This window comes from Agreia pratensis (genome assembly GCF_900177685.1).
GTDB classification, from domain to species: domain Bacteria; phylum Actinomycetota; class Actinomycetes; order Actinomycetales; family Microbacteriaceae; genus Agreia; species Agreia pratensis.
In genome coordinates this window covers 515,441-532,411 of the sequence record NZ_FXAY01000003.1, presented here as the reverse complement: position 1 = coordinate 532,411, position 16,971 = coordinate 515,441, and the positions used below count along the sequence as shown (strand labels likewise).

Annotated in this window: 17 protein-coding genes; 7 read left to right on the top strand and 10 right to left on the bottom strand. The window is 63.7% G+C overall.

The annotated features are described in order from the left end of the window. Window positions 1-322: 322 nt before the first annotated feature. The 3 genes from dhaK to dhaM are packed head-to-tail and all read left to right on the top strand — an operon-like array spanning window position 323 to window position 2,673. Entirely contained in the window at window positions 323-1,324 is a 1,002-nt protein-coding gene (gene dhaK / locus B9Y86_RS12130) for a dihydroxyacetone kinase subunit DhaK (protein ID WP_085486273.1), read from the top strand. 4 nt (window positions 1,325-1,328) lie between these two features. Next, a complete protein-coding gene (gene dhaL, locus B9Y86_RS12125; protein ID WP_085486271.1) occupies window positions 1,329-1,967 on the top strand; it encodes a dihydroxyacetone kinase subunit DhaL in 639 nt (212 codons plus the stop codon). A gap of 1 nt (window position 1,968) precedes the next feature. After that, a complete protein-coding gene (gene dhaM, locus B9Y86_RS12120; RefSeq protein ID WP_244894739.1) occupies window positions 1,969-2,673 on the top strand; it encodes a dihydroxyacetone kinase phosphoryl donor subunit DhaM in 705 nt (234 codons plus the stop codon). A gap of 379 nt (window positions 2,674-3,052) precedes the next feature. On the opposite strand, the gene B9Y86_RS12115 is transcribed toward dhaM, so the two are convergent. From B9Y86_RS12115 to B9Y86_RS12105, 3 genes are read right to left on the bottom strand one after another with little or no spacing between them, the layout of a single operon-like run. Beyond that, window positions 3,053-5,410: an ATP-binding cassette domain-containing protein gene (locus tag B9Y86_RS12115; RefSeq protein WP_085486267.1), complete on the bottom strand. Its 2,358-nt coding sequence runs from the start codon at window positions 5,408-5,410 to the stop codon at window positions 3,053-3,055. 22 nt (window positions 5,411-5,432) lie between these two features. Next, window positions 5,433-5,903 (bottom strand): NUDIX hydrolase, encoded by a 471-nt coding sequence (locus tag B9Y86_RS12110; RefSeq protein WP_085486265.1) that lies wholly within the window; start codon window positions 5,901-5,903, stop codon window positions 5,433-5,435. A gap of 16 nt (window positions 5,904-5,919) precedes the next feature. Next, window positions 5,920-6,660 (bottom strand): SDR family oxidoreductase, encoded by a 741-nt coding sequence (locus B9Y86_RS12105; protein WP_085486263.1) that lies wholly within the window; start codon window positions 6,658-6,660, stop codon window positions 5,920-5,922. Between the two features lie 139 nt (window positions 6,661-6,799). Between B9Y86_RS12105 and B9Y86_RS12100 the strand changes: the two genes are divergently transcribed. From B9Y86_RS12100 to B9Y86_RS12085, 4 genes are all read left to right on the top strand, one after another. After that, window positions 6,800-7,273: an NfeD family protein gene (locus B9Y86_RS12100; protein WP_085486261.1), complete on the top strand. Its 474-nt coding sequence runs from the start codon at window positions 6,800-6,802 to the stop codon at window positions 7,271-7,273. Between the two features lie 17 nt (window positions 7,274-7,290). Beyond that, window positions 7,291-8,190, top strand: coding sequence for an SPFH domain-containing protein (locus tag B9Y86_RS12095; protein WP_085486401.1), 900 nt, complete (start codon window positions 7,291-7,293; stop codon window positions 8,188-8,190). Next, complete coding sequence (locus B9Y86_RS12090) at window positions 8,165-8,974, top strand: glycerophosphodiester phosphodiesterase family protein (RefSeq protein ID WP_085486259.1); 810 nt, start codon at window positions 8,165-8,167, stop codon at window positions 8,972-8,974. The genes B9Y86_RS12095 and B9Y86_RS12090 overlap by 26 nt, the downstream gene beginning before the upstream one ends. Window positions 8,975-9,078: 104 nt before the next feature. Further along, on the top strand, window positions 9,079-9,441 hold the full coding sequence (locus B9Y86_RS12085) for an RNA polymerase-binding protein RbpA (protein WP_085486257.1): 363 nt from the start codon (window positions 9,079-9,081) through the stop codon (window positions 9,439-9,441). A 36-nt stretch (window positions 9,442-9,477) separates the two neighbouring features. Here B9Y86_RS12085 and lnt read toward each other — a convergent pair whose 3' ends face one another. The 7 genes from lnt to B9Y86_RS12050 are packed head-to-tail and all read right to left on the bottom strand — an operon-like array spanning window position 9,478 to window position 16,947. Then, window positions 9,478-11,040, bottom strand: coding sequence for an apolipoprotein N-acyltransferase (gene lnt, locus B9Y86_RS12080; protein ID WP_244894738.1), 1,563 nt, complete (start codon window positions 11,038-11,040; stop codon window positions 9,478-9,480). Between the two features lie 5 nt (window positions 11,041-11,045). Beyond that, on the bottom strand, window positions 11,046-13,502 hold the full coding sequence (locus B9Y86_RS12075) for a DEAD/DEAH box helicase (protein ID WP_085486255.1): 2,457 nt from the start codon (window positions 13,500-13,502) through the stop codon (window positions 11,046-11,048). Continuing rightward, window positions 13,502-14,254 carry a twin-arginine translocase subunit TatC gene (tatC, locus tag B9Y86_RS12070; protein ID WP_085486253.1) on the bottom strand — a complete coding sequence of 251 codons (753 nt, stop codon included), beginning with the start codon at window positions 14,252-14,254 and terminating at the stop codon, window positions 13,502-13,504. The genes B9Y86_RS12075 and tatC overlap by 1 nt, the downstream gene beginning before the upstream one ends. 47 nt (window positions 14,255-14,301) lie before the next feature. Continuing rightward, a complete protein-coding gene (gene tatA / locus B9Y86_RS12065; RefSeq protein ID WP_085486251.1) occupies window positions 14,302-14,565 on the bottom strand; it encodes a Sec-independent protein translocase subunit TatA in 264 nt (87 codons plus the stop codon). Further along, window positions 14,555-14,899: a hypothetical protein gene (locus tag B9Y86_RS12060; protein ID WP_085486249.1), complete on the bottom strand. Its 345-nt coding sequence runs from the start codon at window positions 14,897-14,899 to the stop codon at window positions 14,555-14,557. Before B9Y86_RS12060 ends, tatA begins: the two co-directional genes overlap by 11 nt. Window positions 14,900-14,908: 9 nt before the next feature. Then, window positions 14,909-15,943 carry a helix-turn-helix transcriptional regulator gene (locus tag B9Y86_RS12055; RefSeq protein WP_085486247.1) on the bottom strand — a complete coding sequence of 345 codons (1,035 nt, stop codon included), beginning with the start codon at window positions 15,941-15,943 and terminating at the stop codon, window positions 14,909-14,911. Further along, a complete protein-coding gene (locus B9Y86_RS12050; RefSeq protein WP_085486245.1) occupies window positions 15,940-16,947 on the bottom strand; it encodes a helix-turn-helix transcriptional regulator in 1,008 nt (335 codons plus the stop codon). The genes B9Y86_RS12055 and B9Y86_RS12050 overlap by 4 nt, the downstream gene beginning before the upstream one ends. Window positions 16,948-16,971: the final 24 nt, after the last annotated feature.

The following is a 16,971-nucleotide window of genomic DNA, read 5'->3' as shown; positions in this document are numbered from 1 at the left end:
CGTTGGCGACAACACCACAACCGAGCAGAACCAGCAGGGCAGTGCCTACCAACTCCGCAAGAAATACAACCCCAAGATTGTCCACATTGACCTTCTTCCGTGTGACTCCGTCGTCACCTTGTGCAGAGCCCGACATCAAGCGGGTGAGTACACCATATCCGCAGGAATCCGAGGCGCATATGGTCTGACCCGCAAAAGTCGAGGCTCTTTCGCCGAACTCGACCGAACAAGTAGATTTGGCACTGCGAGCTCCGCTCCCGCGCAGCTCCCTGGTCGCAGAGACGCTTCCAGGTCGCACGGCCATCACAGAGGATTGCCATCCATGAAGAAGCTCATCAATGACCCGCGTCGCGTGGTCGAAGAAGCAGTCGCCGGATTCGAAGCAGCCCACGGAGACCTGGTCACCGTGTCGCACGACCCGATCTATATCGCCCGAAAGAATGCGCCGCGACAGGGCAAGGTCGCCCTCGTCAGCGGCGGCGGCAGCGGTCACGAGCCCCTCCACGGCGGATTCGTCGGATTCGGCATGCTGGATGCCGCGGTGCCTGGCCCTGTCTTCACCTCACCGACGCCCGACCCCATTCTCGCCGCGACCAAAGCCGTCGACGGGGGAGCGGGGGTGCTGCACATCGTCAAGAACTACACGGGTGACGTGCTCAACTTCGAGACCGCGGCCGACCTCGCATCCGCCGATGGCATCGACGTGCAGACCGTCATCGTCGACGACGATGTCGCCGTCAAGGACTCGCTCTACACGGCTGGGCGCCGGGGCGTCGCGGGAACGGTTCTCGTCGAGAAGATCGCGGGAGCGGCCGCTGAACGCGGTGACGACCTGGCGGCCGTCGCGGCGATCGCCACCCGAGTCAATTCCGTGACTAGATCGATGGGTGTCGCCCTCACACCGTGTGTTGTTCCGCATGCGGGGGAGCCGAGCTTCACGCTGGCCGACGATGAGATCGAGATCGGCATCGGCATCCACGGCGAGCCAGGTCGCGAGCGCATCAAGATCGAACCCGCAGACGCGATCGTCGACAGGATCCTCGCCCCGATCGTCGATGACCTTCCCTTCGCCTCGGGCGACAGGGTCCTGCTCTTCGTCAACGGCCTGGGCGGTACTCCGCAGGTGGAGCTGTACATCGTGTTCCGTCGTGCCGCCGAGGCACTGGCCGAGCGCGGAATCACCGTATCGCGAACCCTCGTCGGCAACTTCGTCACCTCGCTCGAGATGCAGGGAATGAGCATCACCGTGATGAAACTCGACGACGAACTCAAAGAGCTGTGGGATGCGCCCGTCGAGACGGCCGCCCTGCGGTGGGGAAGGTAGCAGCATGACGTTGAACACAGACTGGGCCGTTCGCTGGATCAAGGGAAGTGCGGCGGTGGTCTCGGAGCATCGAGTCGAGCTGATCACGCTCGATCGCGAGATCGGAGACGGCGACCACGGTGAGAATCTCGATCGCGGATTCTCAGCGGTTCTGCTGAAGCTCGACGACCTGCCGACAGACGCGACGCCCGGCGATGCCCTGAAAATGGTCGCGACGACGCTGATCTCGACCGTCGGTGGTGCGGCGGGTCCGCTGTACGGCACCGCGTATCTGAAGGCGGCAGGCGCGATCGCAGGTCAGGCCGAGCTCGACGGTGCGGCGGTCGTTGCGCTGCTCACAGCCGCCCGCGACGGCGTGGTTCTGCGAGGCAAGGCCGCCCCGGGCGACAAGACGATGGTGGATGCGTGGTCTCCCGCGGTCGATGCCGCAGCAGAGGCTTTGGCCGCCGGGCTCGACGAGGCTGCGATTCTAGATGCCGCTGCAACAGCTGCCGAGGCCGGCGCGCGTGCGACCGAACCGCTCGTCGCGCGCAAGGGCCGGGCGAGCTATCTGGGGGAGAGGGCGATCGGACACCGTGACCCGGGCGCTCAGTCCTCTGCTCTCTTGCTTCGTGTCGCCGCAGATGCAGCGGCAGGCGCCTGAGGTGACGGGAGTCTCGGGCAAGGTCGGCCTCGTCTTCGTTTCGCACAGCGCGAAGATCGCCGAGGGTCTCGTCGAGTTGGCGGCTCAGATGGCCGCCGGAACGGCGCTTGCAGCGGCGGGCGGTACCGACGACGGGGGAGTGGGCACGAGTTTCGACCGTGTCGCAGCCGCGATCGCCGCTGTCGACTCGGGTGTCGGTGTTGTCGTTCTGTGCGACTTGGGTTCGGCGATCCTGACGGCCGAGACCGCCAAGGACTTCCTCGACGACGCTGTTCGTGAGCGGGTCGTCATCGTGGATGCGCCACTCGTCGAGGGCGCTGTCGCTGCGGCGGTCGAGGCGGAGGGCGGGGGAGACCTGGCCGCAGTCGTCTCGGCCGCCCGGTCCGCGATAGGCGCGTTCGCAACCGAGGATCGGCCGTCGGTCGATGGAGGAGCTGCTCGTGTGCCCGAGGGCTACTCGCGCAGCGTGACGATCGTGAATCGAGACGGTCTGCACGCGCGCCCGGCGGCGGAGTTCGTGAAAATGGCCAACACACTCGATGTACCCGTGACGGTGAATGGAAAAGACGCCAGGAGCCTTCTGGGCATCATGTCGATGGGGCTCGTGAAGGGCAACACGATCGAACTGGCCACGACGTCGCCGAATGGGCGTTCAGCTGTCGACGCGCTTGCTGGCCTCGTCGAGTCAGGCTTCGGAGAGCACTGACGGCGCTCGATCACGCCAGGCGCTCAGTGTCAGAGCCTGTCTGCAGAGTGAACTCGGTTCGCCAGTTGGGAATCAGACGAGGTTCTCGTAGGGGTGCCGCCACAGGCGAAAGACGGATGTGTTGACATAATGTGCATTATCGGCTTTACGCCGGAGATGGCGAAGCGGGGTTTTCAGGGGTGATCGCCTCGAGTGACCCGATGCTTCGACCCGATGCTCACGCGGCTCGGAATAGGTGCCCTCGGCGCGCATTGCGAGGGCGCGCGGCCCGTGTCGGCGCGGGTGTGCACGCGGTGACGGGCTTACGGGTCCGATGCATCGGCATCCGGCTCGCCAAATGTCGTCGTTCGACATGTCTTGACATAATAATTATTCGCCCTCAGGGAGCGTCGATGTATCGCGCCAGGTAGTCGCCCGTCAGCGTAGAACGCGCCGACACGAGATCGGCCGGTGTGCCCTCGAAGACCACGTGACCGCCGTCGTGACCTGCGCCCGGCCCGATATCGATGATCCAGTCGGCGTGAGCCATCACCGCCTGATGGTGCTCGATGACGATCACCGACTTTCCGGAGTCGACGAGACGGTCGAGTAGTCCGAGCAGCTGCTCGACATCGGCGAGGTGAAGACCCGTTGTCGGCTCGTCGAGGATGTAGACGCCGCCCTGTTCCGCCATGTGGGTGGCGAGCTTCAGTCGTTGACGTTCTCCTCCCGACAGCGTGTTCAGTGGTTGCCCGAGGCGGATGTAGCCCAGGCCGACATCTGTCAGCCTCTCCAGGATCGCCTGCGCCGAGGGTGTGCGTGACTCCCCCGTCGAGAAATATTCCAGGGCCTCGTCGACGCTCATCGCGAGGACCTCGCTGATGTCGCGTCCCGCCAGCTTGTACTCGAGCACCGACGCGTCGAAGCGTCGGCCGTCGCACACCTCGCATGTCGTCGTGACCGATGCCATCATTCCGAGATCGGTCACGATCACGCCTGAGCCGTTGCAATTCGGGCACGCACCCTCGGAGTTGGCGCTGAATAACGCCGGCTTCACGCCGTTGGCCTTGGCGAAGGCCTTCCTTATCGGCTCGAGTAGTGCTGTGTAGGTCGCAGGATTGCTGCGCCTCGAGCCCCGGATTGCCGTCTGATCCACAGAGACCACGCCGTCGCGGCCAGCGATCGAGCCGTGGATGAGGGAGCTCTTGCCCGAGCCGGCCACCCCGGTGATGACGGTGAGTACGCCGGTAGGAATGTCGACATCGACGTGGCGCAGGTTGTGCGTGTGTGCGTCGCGGATCTCGAGCACGCCGGAACGGCTCCGCACGGCATGCTTCAGAACGTGACGGTCGTCGAGATGGGCGCCTGTCAGGGTTCCGCTCCCCCGCAGCCCGTCGACTGTCCCCTCGAAGCAGACGGTTCCGCCGGCTGTTCCGGCGCGAGGTCCGAGGTCGACGATGTGGTCGGCGATGGCGATCGTCTCGGGCTTGTGCTCGACGACGAGAACGGTGTTCCCCTTGTCTCGTAGTTGGAGAAGAAGACGATTCATGCTCTGGATGTCGTGGGGATGCAGGCCGATCGTCGGCTCGTCGAACACGTAGGTCACATCGGTCAACGAGGAACCCAGATGGCGGATCATCTTGGTGCGCTGAGCCTCGCCTCCCGAGAGCGTTCCGGATGGGCGGTCGAGGGAGAGATATCCGAGTCCGATCTCGACGAAGGAGTCGAGTGACCGCTGCAGGGCCGACAAGAGCGGGGCGACAGAAGGCTCGTCGATGGTGCGCACCCACTGGGCGAGGTCGCTGATCTGCATAGCGCAGGCATCCGCGATGTTGACCCCTCCGATACGAGACGATCGGGCGCCGACGTTGAGGCGTGTCCCGTTGCACTCCGGGCAGACGGTGAAGGTGACCGCCCGGTCGACGAACGCACGGATGTGCGGCTGCATCGCCTCACGATCTTTCGAGAGGAACGCCTTCTGCACCTTCGGAACGAGACCCTCGTAGGTCATGTTGATGTCGCCGATTTTGATCTTCGTCGGCTCGTGGTGCAGAAAGTCGTCGAGTTCTTTCTTCGAGTAGTCGCGGATGGCTTTGTCGGCGTCGAGAAATCCTGAACCCGTGAAGATGCGCACGCCCCATCCGTCTGCGGTGTAGCCGGGGATGGTGAGGGCGCCCTCGGCCAACGACTTCGAGGAATCGTAGAGCTGTGCGAGGTCGATGTCGTTGACGCGGCCCATGCCCTCACATCGTGGACACATTCCCCCGGTCACGGTGAAGCTGCGACGCTCTTTGACCTCGCGTCCGCCCTTCTCCATCGTCACGGCGCCTGCTCCGCTGATCGAAGGGACATTGAATGCGTAAGCCTGGGGCGGTCCGATCCGAGGCTGCCCGAGCCGGGAGAAAACGATCCGCAGCATCGCGTTGGCGTCGGTTGCGGTTCCGACCGTGGATCGCGAATTCGCGCCCATGCGCTCCTGATCGACGATGATGGCCGTCGTTACGCCCTCGAGCACGTCGACATCGGGGCGAGCGAGCGTGGGCATGAGCCCCTGCAGAAAAGCGCTGTAGGTCTCGTTGATCATGCGCTGCGACTCCGCAGCGACGGTACCGAAGACCAGGGAGCTCTTGCCAGACCCTGAGACGCCGGTGAATACGGTCAACCGGCGCTTCGGGATATCGACGTCGATGTTCTTGAGGTTGTTCTCCCGCGCCCCGCGCACCCGTATGCGGTCGTGGTTGTCGGCAGCCAGGCTCATGATCGTCTCCGTTGTCCGGATATCAGCAGGTGGACAGCTGATTTCGGAGAAGCCTGGCGAGGTTTTCGGGTTCTATGGGCTCGGTCGTCGCCTCGAGCTCGCGCAGGCTCCACCAGCGTTGATCAACGATGTCGACGAGTTCCTCGGGCGTCCAGTTGCTGGTGTCGATCTCGAATCGATCGGTGCGCACCGAATACCAGACCTCGTGGTGCGAGGCCCAGACGCCGGGCGCTCGTTCGGCCACGAAGTCGCGACTCCAGAATGCTTGCCCTGGATCGTCGATGACGAGGCCGGTCTCTTCGAACAGTTCCCTGATCGCCGCCGTCGGGTGGTCCTCGCCGGCCTCGAGATGACCTCCCGTCGTGAGCCAGCGTGCCGGATAGGTGTCGACATCATGCCGGGTCAGCAGGAGCAGAATGTGGTCGTACTGGTCTACGAGCAATACCCGCGACTTCGCGTAGACGACGTCTGTCGTCACGGAGTGTTCAGCCATGCTGCCCGGCACCGAATCAGTCGACAGGGCCGAAGTCGCTGATGTCGCCGACGTAGCGCGTGTGGTTCTCCGGAATGGGCTCGACGGCGGCGAGTGCTACCTCGGCCGCGAATTCGCCGACGTTGTAGAGGCGGCCTGCGGACTCTTTGCGCGAGCTGATCGCGCCTGGATTGGCTCGTTCGAGCAGCGTCGCGGTGATGGTGCCCTCGATCATGTCGCCGGAGACCACCACGAATTCGATTCCCTTTTCGTCGAGCTCGGGAATGAGTGCGCGCAGTGCGTCCTCGCCGGCGCGCTTCGACAGCGCCACGGGCACGTACTCGGGCATCGTCTCAGTGGTGTGGATGAAGTGCGCCTGGTGACTGGTGACGAAGACGACTCTCGAGCCGGGCGCCAGAAGTGGCACGGCACTGGTCAATACATTCAACTGGGCATCGCGGTTGAGTGTCATCGCGTAGTCGGCTGCCATGCCGCCCTCCATCCCGCCCGATGCATTCAGCACCAGCACGTCGAGACCCCCGAACTCCGACTGGATGCGCTCGAACAGTTGGGCGACCGAAGCAGGATCGGTGAGGTCTGCGCCGACGGTGATCGCCTCTCCCCCGTCTTCGGCGATCTTCGCGGCCAGCTTGAGCGCACGAGCCTCTTTGTTACGGAAGTTGATGGCCACTCGAGCTCCTGCGGCGGCGAAGTACGACACGGTGTCAGCGCCGATTCCGCGCGATGAACCGGTGACGAGAACCCGCTTCGCAGCCATGGATTCGGGTTTCAGGGGGTTTGTTGACACGCTCGATACTCCTTAGACGGTGGAACCTGAGACTACCAACTCGCAGCCCTGTCATCCTCTCGTTGCTGGTAGTTTTGAGGCATACACCGACGAGAGGAGTCGTGTACCGATGGTCGAATTCCTTGCGTCCTACGCCTGGACGATCTGGCTGGCCCTGGTGCTGGTCTTCCTCATCGTCGAGATGTTCAGTCTCGAGTTCACGTTCCTGATGATCTCGCTGGGCAGTCTCGGTGGTCTCGTGTCGAGCCTTGTGGGCGTTCCCTGGCTGCTGCAGATCGTGATCGCCGCTGTTCTCTCCGTGCTTCTGATCTTCACGATCAGACCGCCCCTCCTGCGTGCCCTTCGCCGGGGTGGCGACTCGGCCAAGAGCAATATCGATGCGCTGATCGGTCTCGAAGGGGTTGTCACCACGCGACTCACGGGCTCTGGAGGACACGTGAAGCTCTCGAACGGCGACGTCTGGACGGCGCGTGTTTCTCCCGCGGCCGACTCGGCCGACGTCGACCTGGGTCAGAGGGTGCTCGTCACCGCGATCGACGGGGCTACGGCGTTCGTCGTTCCCGCAGAAAGGACAGTCCTGTGAACAACTCGGATTCCGGGATGGTGGGCCAGATCGTCGTGATTGCGATCGTCGCCGTCGTTGTGATCTTCGTGCTCGTGATTCTCGCCCGCTCGATTCGTATCATTCCGCAGGCCACGGCAGGGGTCGTCGAGAGGTTGGGCGCGTACCACAAGACGCTCGAACCCGGCCTCCGCGTCCTGGTGCCTTTCATCGACCGTCTCCGCCCGCTCATCGATCTCCGAGAGCAAGTCGTCTCCTTCCCCCCGCAGCCTGTGATCACAGAAGACAACCTGGTCGTGTCGATCGACACCGTGGTCTTCTTCCAGGTCACCGACGCTCGCGCGGCGACGTACGAGATCGCCAACTACCTCGGCGCCGTCGAGCAGCTTGCAACCACGACCTTGCGCAATGTGGTGGGCGGACTCAATCTCGAGCAAGCTCTGACCAGCCGCGACGAGATCAACGGTCAATTGCGCATCGTTCTCGATGAGGCCACCGGCAAGTGGGGCATCAGGGTCGGCCGGGTCGAGCTCAAAGCAATCGATCCCCCGCTCTCGATCCAAGATTCGATGGAGAAGCAGATGCGGGCCGAGCGGGAGCGTCGCGCTGTGATTCTCACTGCCGAGGGCACCAAGCAGTCTGCGATCCTCGAGGCAGAGGGGCACAGGCAGGGCGAGATCTTGAGGGCCGAGGGCGACGCCCAGGCCGCGGTGCTGCGAGCAAAGGGTGAGGCGGAGGCCATCACGACCGTTTTCGGTGCGATCCACCAGGGTGAGCCCGATCAGCTCCTTCTGGCCTATCAATACCTTCAAACCCTTCCGAAACTCGCGGAGGGCTCGGCGAACAAACTGTGGATCATCCCCAGCGAACTCACCGAGGCGCTCAAGGGAATCGGTCAAGCATTCGGCGACCGTGGTCCGACACCGCCCCCCAAGTAACGGTGGTGGCGAGTGGTTCTCCCCCGCCGTTCCCCGCATCCTCGCCCATCGTGGATTCGCTCTCGATGTTCCTGAGAACACTCTCGCCGCGTTCGAAGCCGCGCTGGGGTTGGGTGTTCTCTATATCGAGACCGATATCCACGTGTCGAAAGACGGCATCGCAATGGTTGCGCATGATCCGAGTCTGATCAGGGTGGCGGGCGTGGATTCGGCGGTGTGCGACTTGACAACTGAAGAGTTGCAGACGATCGATCTCGGCGGTGGCCACCGTATGCCGACCCTGCTCGATGCCCTTGTCGCTTTTCCTCTCGCCCGCTTCAATATCGATGTCAAGTCGCCGGGCGCGGGAGCAGCTGTGGCCTCTGCCGTACTCGAGGCTGAGGCGACGGAGCGTGTGTTGATCACGTCGTTCTCCTCGAGAAGGCGCAGGGAAGCGATCGATCTTCTTCCTCGAGTGGCGAGCTCGGCGAGTGCTGCACGTTTCGTCCTCATCCTGGCGCTGGCGAAGCTCGGGCTCCTCGCGTTCGTTCCGCCTCTCGTCGGCGGCGTCGATGCGGTTCAGGTACCTCCTCATTACGGACGCCTCGCGATCGCGACAGCGCGGGTGATCCGTGCTCTTCATCGCAGGGGCATCGAGATGCATATCTGGACCGTCAATGATCCTCAGAAGATGCATCGGCTGCTCATGCTCGGCGTCGATGGAATCGTGACCGATCGACCGGACCTGGCCCTCGAACTCCTCCGTCGCATCCGACCACCGCATGAGGCGCAGCCCCTCGGGTGACCCTGCTTACTCTCTGGGAGAGTTCTGGTAAAGCTCCGGCCGGGAAGAATTGGCCCCGTTCTGGGGTTTATAACGGTGTAAGCAACGCGAGAAAGGACCACACAATGGCAGATCGCAGCTTGCGCGGAATGAGACTCGGAGGCCAAAGCCTTCAGACCGAAGAAGGCGTCGTCTTCTCCCCGCGCTTGACCCACACGTATCACTGTTCCTCCTGCGGCAAGGACACCGACATGGTGTTCTCTGCGGAGGCCGAGGCTCCCGACACCTGGGAGTGCAAGTACTGCAGCATGGAAGCGACTCGTATGGTGGGTTCGGAGCCCGTCGTCGTCGAACACGCGGAGTCCAAGACCCCGCGTAGCCACTGGGACATGCTTCTTGAGCGGCGTACCCGGGCCGAGTTGGAGGAGCTTCTCGAGGAGCGCCTGACCTATCTCCGAGCCCGTCGAGGCCAGAAGGTCAACGCCTAGTTCCTCTTCCGGCACGATTCGGCGCCCCGGTCAGCATCAGCTGGCGCGGGGCGCTTTTCGTTGTGCCTGGCGTGCGCCTCGACCTGTGAGCAGACAGAGAGCAAATCCGGCGAGTCCGAGACCGGAGACGAGCAGCTCTATTCCGCCGCCCAGGAGTGTCGCCGGTGTGTTCTGCGTGGCCAACGGCACGTCGGCGATCATCGCTCCCGCCTCGTAGGGAGGAATGGACGCGATGGTCGAGCCGTCGGGAGCGACGATGGCCGATGTGCCGACGGTCGAGATGTTCACGACGCTGCGGCCGGTCTCGACGGCTCGAAGCCGGGCGATGGCCAACTGCTGCAGGTTCTCGTCGGTCTTGCCGAAGTCGGCGTTGTTTGTCTGAGCAAGAATCACCTGCGCGCCGTCGTGCATCATGTCTCGTGCAACAGCGTCGTCGGTGATGTCGAAGCAGATCGAGATGCCTGCGATCACGCCGTTGACGTCGAACACGGTGTCGGTCGTTCCTTTGGCGTAGTCACGGGTGACGAGATCGACGAGGTCGGGAACGATCGCGTGGAAGAAGGCGCGGGCAGGCATGTACTCCGCAAAGGGAACGGGATGCCTCTTGTCGTAGTGGTCGACGGACCCCTGACCTGCCTTCCACAGCAGAGACGTGTTGTAGTAGGTGTTCTGAGAGGGATTCGTGATGGTTCCCACGATGAACGGAGCGTTCATCTTCTCGCTGAGATAGTCGAGCTGCTTCGTGGCCTGTTCTGATCGCGCCGGGTCGAGGTCTGACCCGTTCTCGGGCCACACGACCATGTCGACCTTCTGATCGATGATCTTCAGGGTCTCGGCGGTCTGGTCGCTCAATACATCGCCGGCCGCCCTCTGGGAGAACAGCGAAGCATCGGTATTTCCCTGCACGGCAGCGATGCGCGACGATCCTTCGGTCGGCGCGTACCAGGCGGGTACCGCGAGGGTGGCGACGATGGCCGTCGCCGCCACCAGGGTACGGGTCTTCGCGAGAACTGTCGTGGTGCGCACGAGCTCAACGATGAAGGCGACAAGCCAGACCATGACGAATGAGACCCCGGAGAAGCCGATCCAGGCCACGAGCGACGCATACGGACTCTCGGACTGCGAGAAGACGACGCGGCCCCAGGAGAAGCCGCCCTCGGGCCACACGGCGGTGATGGCCTCGCGAGCAGTCCAGAGCCCGGCGATGACGACGGGCAGCATGATCAGCCGGATGCGCGTGCCTGGCCAGGCACGCGGGGCACGGCCGTAGACGACGGCTATCAGAACGGTGCCGACGGCGAAGAAGAGCGCCTGGAGGATCGACAGCGCAAGCCATGGAATGGGCCCGAGATACAGCGTGAGCCAGAAGATGTGCACGCCCCAGAAGGAGAATCCACCCACCAGCCCGATGAGCAACGCGCCGCGTACCCGACGTCCGATGACCGAGACGAGGACCAGCGCGATGCCCAGGAAGGTGACCGGCCAGAGGCCCTTGTCGGGGAAACCCGTATCGAGGGCTACTCCCCCGCAAGCGGCGGTGAGGAGGGCGAGCCAGAAGGGCATCAGCGGGCGCACGGGAGCGCTGGAGTCAGTAAGCACTGTCTTTACGCCACCGACGAATAGGCCACGATGCCGCGGCGGATCAGGTCGAGAGCATCTCGAGCGGTGCGCGCGACTCGGGCGTCGGGCTGTCCCTGCAGCTGGTCGAGCAGATCGATGGTCTGTTTCGTCCAGCGAACGAAGTCGCCCGCCTGCATATCGGCGTCGGTCAGCACATCATCGAGACGGGCGCCTCGCGCCCACTGGTACATGGCGAGGCTGAGGCCGGTAGAGAGAGGCGAACCCTCGGGAAGTCGGTGCCGAGCTTCGAGCTGTTGGATCGAGTCGAGGATGTCGCGGGTCGACTCGAGAGCAGCCCTGAATGCTCCTCGCGGCAGGAATCGATCTGCGACGTCGTTCTCTTCGCGTCGGGGCTCGTAGACCAACGAGCAGGCCATGGCGGCGAGTCCGGCGGCATCCAACTCTTTCCAAGCCTGGCGACGCAGGCACTCGGCGACGAGCAGGTCGCGCTCACCGTAGATGCGTTTGAGGGTTCGCCCCGTCGCCGTGAGCGTCATCTCGCCATCGGCCTGTGCTGTGAGGTAGCCGAGCTCGACGAGAACGTCGGTGACACGGTCGAAGACCTTGGAGATCGCCCCCGTGCGTGTGTTGATCTGCTGCGCGAGACGATCGGTGTCCTTCTTCAGGCGCCACCATCTTTCGGCCCACCTCGCGTGCTGCTCTCGGTCGGGGCACGAGTGCACGGGATGCACCTTGAGTCGACGACGGAGATCGTTGATCTTCTTCGCTCGCGAGTCGCGCTCTGCCCGTGACTGGCTCTCGGCCTTTCCCGCTCCGGATCGCTCGAGATCGGTGATCTGGCGCCGCAGAGCCGCATACTCTGCGAAATCGCCCCGGTCACACGCCATCGAACGCGCGTAACCGGCAAGCGATTCCTCGTGCGAGCGGAGCTTGCGCGCCAGATCGACCACGGCCCTGTCGGCCTGGAACTGGGCGAATGACGACTCGAGGCTGTCTCGGGTGCGAGCGCGACCGAACTGCTCGATCAGGTTGACCGCCATGTTGTACGTGGGCCGGAAACTCGAGTTGAGCGGGTAGCTTCTCCTGGATGCGAGTGAGGCGATCGCCTGCGGGTCGAGCCCATCACGCCACTGGATGACGGAGTGCCCTTCGACATCGATCCCTCGTCGCCCTGCACGCCCGGTGAGCTGCGTGTACTCCCCCGGCGTGATCGGCACGCGGGCTTCACCGTTGAACTTCTCGAGCTTCTCGAGCACGACGGTGCGGGCCGGCATATTGATGCCGAGAGCCAGCGTCTCGGTGGCGAAGACCACCTTGACGAGCTTCTTCTGAAAAAGCTCTTCGACGACCTCTTTGAAGGCGGGCAGGAGCCCGGCGTGGTGCGCCGCGACACCGCGCTGCAGGCCCTCGAGCCACTCCCAGTATCCGAGCACGGCCAGGTCCTCGTCGAGGATCGTGCGGCATCGATCTTCGACGATGTCGCGGATCTCGTCGCGCTCGTCTGCGGTGGTGAGTCGGATGCCGGCTCGCAGCACCTGTTTGACGGCCTGATCGCATCCGATTCTGCTGAAGACGAAGAAGATCGCGGGCAGCAGGTTCTGACGGTCGAGCATGTCGATGACCTCGGGCCTGTCGGCTCGCTCCTGCGCGCCGCCACCGCCACGATGGTACGCACCGCCGCCGCGTCGGTCGCGCGAGCCCCGCCGATTAGAGCTCTGCGGCATCGAGTTTCGAGCGATACGCATGAGCTCGGGATTCACACGATTGGTCGCCGCTTTACCGGTTGCATCGAACAGATCGATGAGCTTGCTGCGCACCATGACGTGCTGGTCGAGGGGAACCGGGCGTTCCTCGGAGACGATCACAGAGGTCTGCCCCCGAACCGCCTGCAGCCAGTCGCCGAATTCCTCGGCGTTGGAGACCGTGGCGCTGAGCGAGACAAGCCGTACCTCGGGAGACAGATGAATGATCACCTCTTCCCAGACGGCTCCGCGGAACCGGTCTGCGAGGTAGTGCACCTCGTCCATCACGACGTAGGCCAGGTCGGTGAGCAGATCAGAGTCGGCGTAGATCATGTTGCGGAGCACTTCGGTGGTCATGACCACGATTCGCGCCGATGCATTGATATTTGTGTCGCCGGTGAGGAGACCGACGTTCTCGGCGCCGTATTCATCGGTGAACTCATGGAACTTCTGGTTGCTGAGCGCCTTGATCGGCGCTGTATAGAAAACCTTCGCGCGCTTCTGCTGCATGGCGAGGAACAGCGCGAACTCGGCGACGACCGTTTTGCCGGCACCGGTCGGAGCAGCCACCAGAACGCTGTCACCGGCTTCGAGAGCGCCGCACGCCTCTATCTGGAAGGTGTCGAGTCCGAAGTCGACCCGCTCGGCGAAAGCGTCGAGCAGGGGCTTTCCTCCTCGCGCCCGACTGCGTGCATAGCGCTCGGCTGGCGAGAGCGCTGCGGGATCGGATGCGGGCATCAGGCGGCCAATTCGCTGTCGAGGCGATCGGATGCGCGGGCGACGCGCCAGTCGTGGATCCACGCGACACCATACGCCGCGAAGAACAGAATGATCATCGGGATCGCCAGCAGGATCATCGAGGTCGGATCGGCCGCGGGCGTCGCGATGGCGGTGAAGAGAATGATCGCAAGGATGGCGACGCGCCACGACTTGATGATCGACGAAGCGCTGAGCACTCCCACGAAGTTGAGCAGAACGAGGAACACCGGCAGGACGAAGGCGATGCCGACGGCCAGCACGAGTTTGAGGACGAAGTCGTAGTATCCGCGCGCCGTGATCAGGTTCGTGTCTTCCGAGGGCGCGAAACTCGCCAGGAGGATCACGATGTGCGGCAGAACGTACCAGCCGGCGACGCAGCCGGCGAGAAAAAGCGGAATCGATGCGCCGAGGAATCCGACACTGTAGATCTTCTCTCGGCGGGTGAGCCCAGGCACGAGGAACGCCCAGATCTGGTACAGCCACACCGGCGATGACACGACGAAGCCGATCGTCAGCGCGATCTGCACCTTGAGGTCGAAGGCGCCGCCGATGTTATCCCAGTTGATGCTCGCGACGCGTCCCTGTTGCTGACCGATCTCTGTGATCGGCCCGCGAATCGCGTCGAGCACGAATTCCGAGAGAAACCAGCCGGCGATGGCACCGACGACGACGCCGATTGCCGCAATGAAGAGTCGCTTGCGTAACTCCAGGAGATGCGCGCCGAGGGACATGCGTCCTTCGCTGTTGGCACGCCGCTTCGTTCGGGCGGCCACCGTGCCTATGGCTTTGGCTTGTACTCAGGCGAAACGACGCTCGGCGACTGATCAGCCAGAGGAGTGGCCTGCGACGAGGTGTCGGTCGAGCCCGTCGAGTCCGACGGCGACGAGTTCTCGTCTTTCATCGTCTTGACCTCGTTGCGGAAGATGCGCATGGACTGACCGAGGCTGCGAGCGAGGCCCGGGAGTTTCGGTGCGCCGAAGAGAATGACGACGGCGATGAGAATGATGACGAGGTGGGGCCACCCCAGTGCGTTACCGAACATCGGTCCATCCTTCCCAGGCTTGTGGATCAGTGATTAGTCTACCGCGCTTCATTCGGGCATCCCTGCGAAGCTGCCGCATCGTGGCACGACGATCCTTTTCTCGGTCTCGGCGGTTCGCGACGACCGAATAACCGTCCAGAATCGCGTTCGGAGGAGTCTCGACCGATAGCTCATCCACGTTCTGTTGAAGCAGCTCGACCTTGTCTGTGAGACGCTCCAACTCTTCGACGACCGCGATGCCCTTCTTGAAGAGACGCCAGCCGAAGAAGACGAGTGTGCCGATCAGAAGGATCACCAGCGCGAGCCAGATGAGGATCCACGACCACCAGTACATCGTTCCAGCCTACGCGTTCGCGATCGTCGTCTCGGAGGACGTCGTCTCGGAGGACGTCGCGTCGGGGTACGACGCCAGCGCATCGAGGGCCCACCGGCGCGCGGCCTGTCGTGCTTCAGGAGGATCGACGACTCGGGCGACCCCTGCGAGGCCCGCAACGAGTCGGGTGAGGCCGTGAAAGTGCGCGACGCGAACGGATGCTCGACTCATGTCTCCGGACCGTGTGACGCGCGTGCCTTCCGGAACGAACTCACCGAGCAGCCCGAGCGCCTCGGGCCGGAACTCGAGGACCACGGTCGTGTGTTCTCCCGAGGTATCGAACAGGGAGTCGGAGAGGTGCACATCGGAGGGCCGATGATCGATGGCGAGGTCGGTGACGTGGAGCGCGTCGATGCGATCGAGTCGGAAGGTTCGAACCGACCGCCGCGAGTGGCACCACGCACGCAGGTACCAGTCGTCGTTGTCGGAATCGAGTCGCAGCGGATCGACGCGTCGGCGCTCCGACTGCCCGCGTGAATCCCTGTAGTCGAACTCCAGCTGCACTCCCCGAGACAGGGCGTCTCCGACACGCGCGAACGACTCGTTCGTCGCAGCCGGCGAGACGATCACCTGACTCGGTGTCTCCGATGCGCCCCGCGCGAGCTTGGCGGCCAGGCTCGAGTATGCGGCCGAGTCGACGTTCTCAGGCAGGGACTGCAGGTACTGCAACCCCGCGATGAGAGCGGATGCCTCGCGGGCCGAGAACCGAGGCGAGTCATCGATGGCGACGAGCTGGGTGATGATGATCTCGTTCTGGTCGAATGCATCCCAGTCGATGTCGAAGAGATCGCCGTGCTGGTAGTTGCTGTCGCTTCCCGGAACGCCGGACACAGCGATGAGAAGCACCGCCTCGCGAATGGTCTCCTCCGATACACCGAAGTGTCGAGCAGCGTCGTGGACGCTCACCTGGGTCTGCTGGATCAGATAGGGAACCAGCGAGAGGAGGAAGGTCAGCTTGTCCTGGGCGTGGTGAAAGCCGCCGGATGTCGTCTGGTCGGCGCTCATACGGCATCCACAGCGTCTGAATGGCTTGCGACGACAGCCAGGAGCCGCTCGCGCACCGCATCGACGAGTGTCGGCGGCGAGATCACGACGGCCTCCGGCCCGAAGGCTGCGAGGTCGTCGGCGAGTAGAGCGAGGTCGGTGTAGTGCAACGAGATGGTTCCGTCGGGGTGACGGATGCTGCCTCGCCGCTTTCCGAGGCGCGATTCGGCATCGGTTCCGGGCCGCACGGAGACGCGTGCCACGTGAGTACGCCAGATCTGGTCGAGCTCGGCGAGCGCGTCGTCGCCGGCGGTCGGCGACGCGGGGCGCGGCGTCGCTGCGCGGGTGGCGACGACGGGACCGACGATTCTCGACAGGAGAAAGGTGCGCGGAGCGTCAGCCTTCTGGTCGATCGCCTGCAGATACCAGCGACCCTGGTGCTGCACGACGGCGGTCGGGGCGACGGTTCTCTCGCGAGCATTCTGTTCGCCCGGCTTGAGGTAGCTGAACCGCACGAGAACGCCCCTGTCGAGAGCATCGGTGAGCGGGGCGAACGCGGCGTCTCTCGTGCGAATGCGCGGGGCGTATCCGATGAGCTGCTTGCTTCCCTCTGTTCCGAGCGAGCGCAGTTTGAGAAGAGCCCTGCGGGACTCACCCGAGAGAGACCCTTCGCGCCACACCATCGCGGCGAGGTTGAGCAGGGTGGTCTCCTCCGGCGTGAATGTGATGTCAGACGGAAGGTCGTAATCGCCTTTGGCTATGCGGTAGCGCAGAGCCTGATTGTTGCCCGGATCTGTCGGCGACTCGAGCGTTTCGAGGGGCACGCCCAATTCACGGATATCGTCTTTGTCGCGCTCGAACTGTCGCTCGAGGCTCGAATTGTCTCCACCCGGAACGAACTTCTGCCTGTAGCCCTGAACGGCACCCAGGATCTCGGCCTTGGTGAGGCCGATCTCTGTCGAGACGAGTGCGAGCACGAGACTGAACAGGCGCTCCTCGACTGCCACGGGCGCATCGGAATTCACTTAGCCTGCCTCTGGCGCTGCTGA

Excerpts from the sequence above, each read along its gene's own strand:
- dhaL (WP_085486271.1), top strand. The coding sequence starts at position 1,329 with ATGACGTTGAACACAGACTGGGCCGTTCGCTGGATCAAGGGAAGTGCG.
- B9Y86_RS12100 (WP_085486261.1), top strand. The coding sequence starts at position 6,800 with ATGGTCGAATTCCTTGCGTCCTACGCCTGGACGATCTGGCTGGCCCTG.
- tatC (WP_085486253.1), bottom strand. The coding sequence starts at position 14,254 with ATGTCCCTCGGCGCGCATCTCCTGGAGTTACGCAAGCGACTCTTCATT.
- B9Y86_RS12060 (WP_085486249.1), bottom strand. The coding sequence starts at position 14,899 with ATGTACTGGTGGTCGTGGATCCTCATCTGGCTCGCGCTGGTGATCCTT.
- tatA (WP_085486251.1), bottom strand. The coding sequence starts at position 14,565 with ATGTTCGGTAACGCACTGGGGTGGCCCCACCTCGTCATCATTCTCATC.
- B9Y86_RS12055 (WP_085486247.1), bottom strand. The coding sequence starts at position 15,943 with ATGAGCGCCGACCAGACGACATCCGGCGGCTTTCACCACGCCCAGGAC.
- dhaK (WP_085486273.1), top strand. The coding sequence starts at position 323 with ATGAAGAAGCTCATCAATGACCCGCGTCGCGTGGTCGAAGAAGCAGTC.
- B9Y86_RS12095 (WP_085486401.1), top strand. The coding sequence starts at position 7,291 with ATGGTGGGCCAGATCGTCGTGATTGCGATCGTCGCCGTCGTTGTGATC.
- B9Y86_RS12110 (WP_085486265.1), bottom strand. The coding sequence starts at position 5,903 with ATGGCTGAACACTCCGTGACGACAGACGTCGTCTACGCGAAGTCGCGG.
- B9Y86_RS12075 (WP_085486255.1), bottom strand. The coding sequence starts at position 13,502 with ATGCCCGCATCCGATCCCGCAGCGCTCTCGCCAGCCGAGCGCTATGCA.
- B9Y86_RS12105 (WP_085486263.1), bottom strand. The coding sequence starts at position 6,660 with ATGGCTGCGAAGCGGGTTCTCGTCACCGGTTCATCGCGCGGAATCGGC.
- B9Y86_RS12085 (WP_085486257.1), top strand. The coding sequence starts at position 9,079 with ATGGCAGATCGCAGCTTGCGCGGAATGAGACTCGGAGGCCAAAGCCTT.
- B9Y86_RS12115 (WP_085486267.1), bottom strand. The coding sequence starts at position 5,410 with ATGAGCCTGGCTGCCGACAACCACGACCGCATACGGGTGCGCGGGGCG.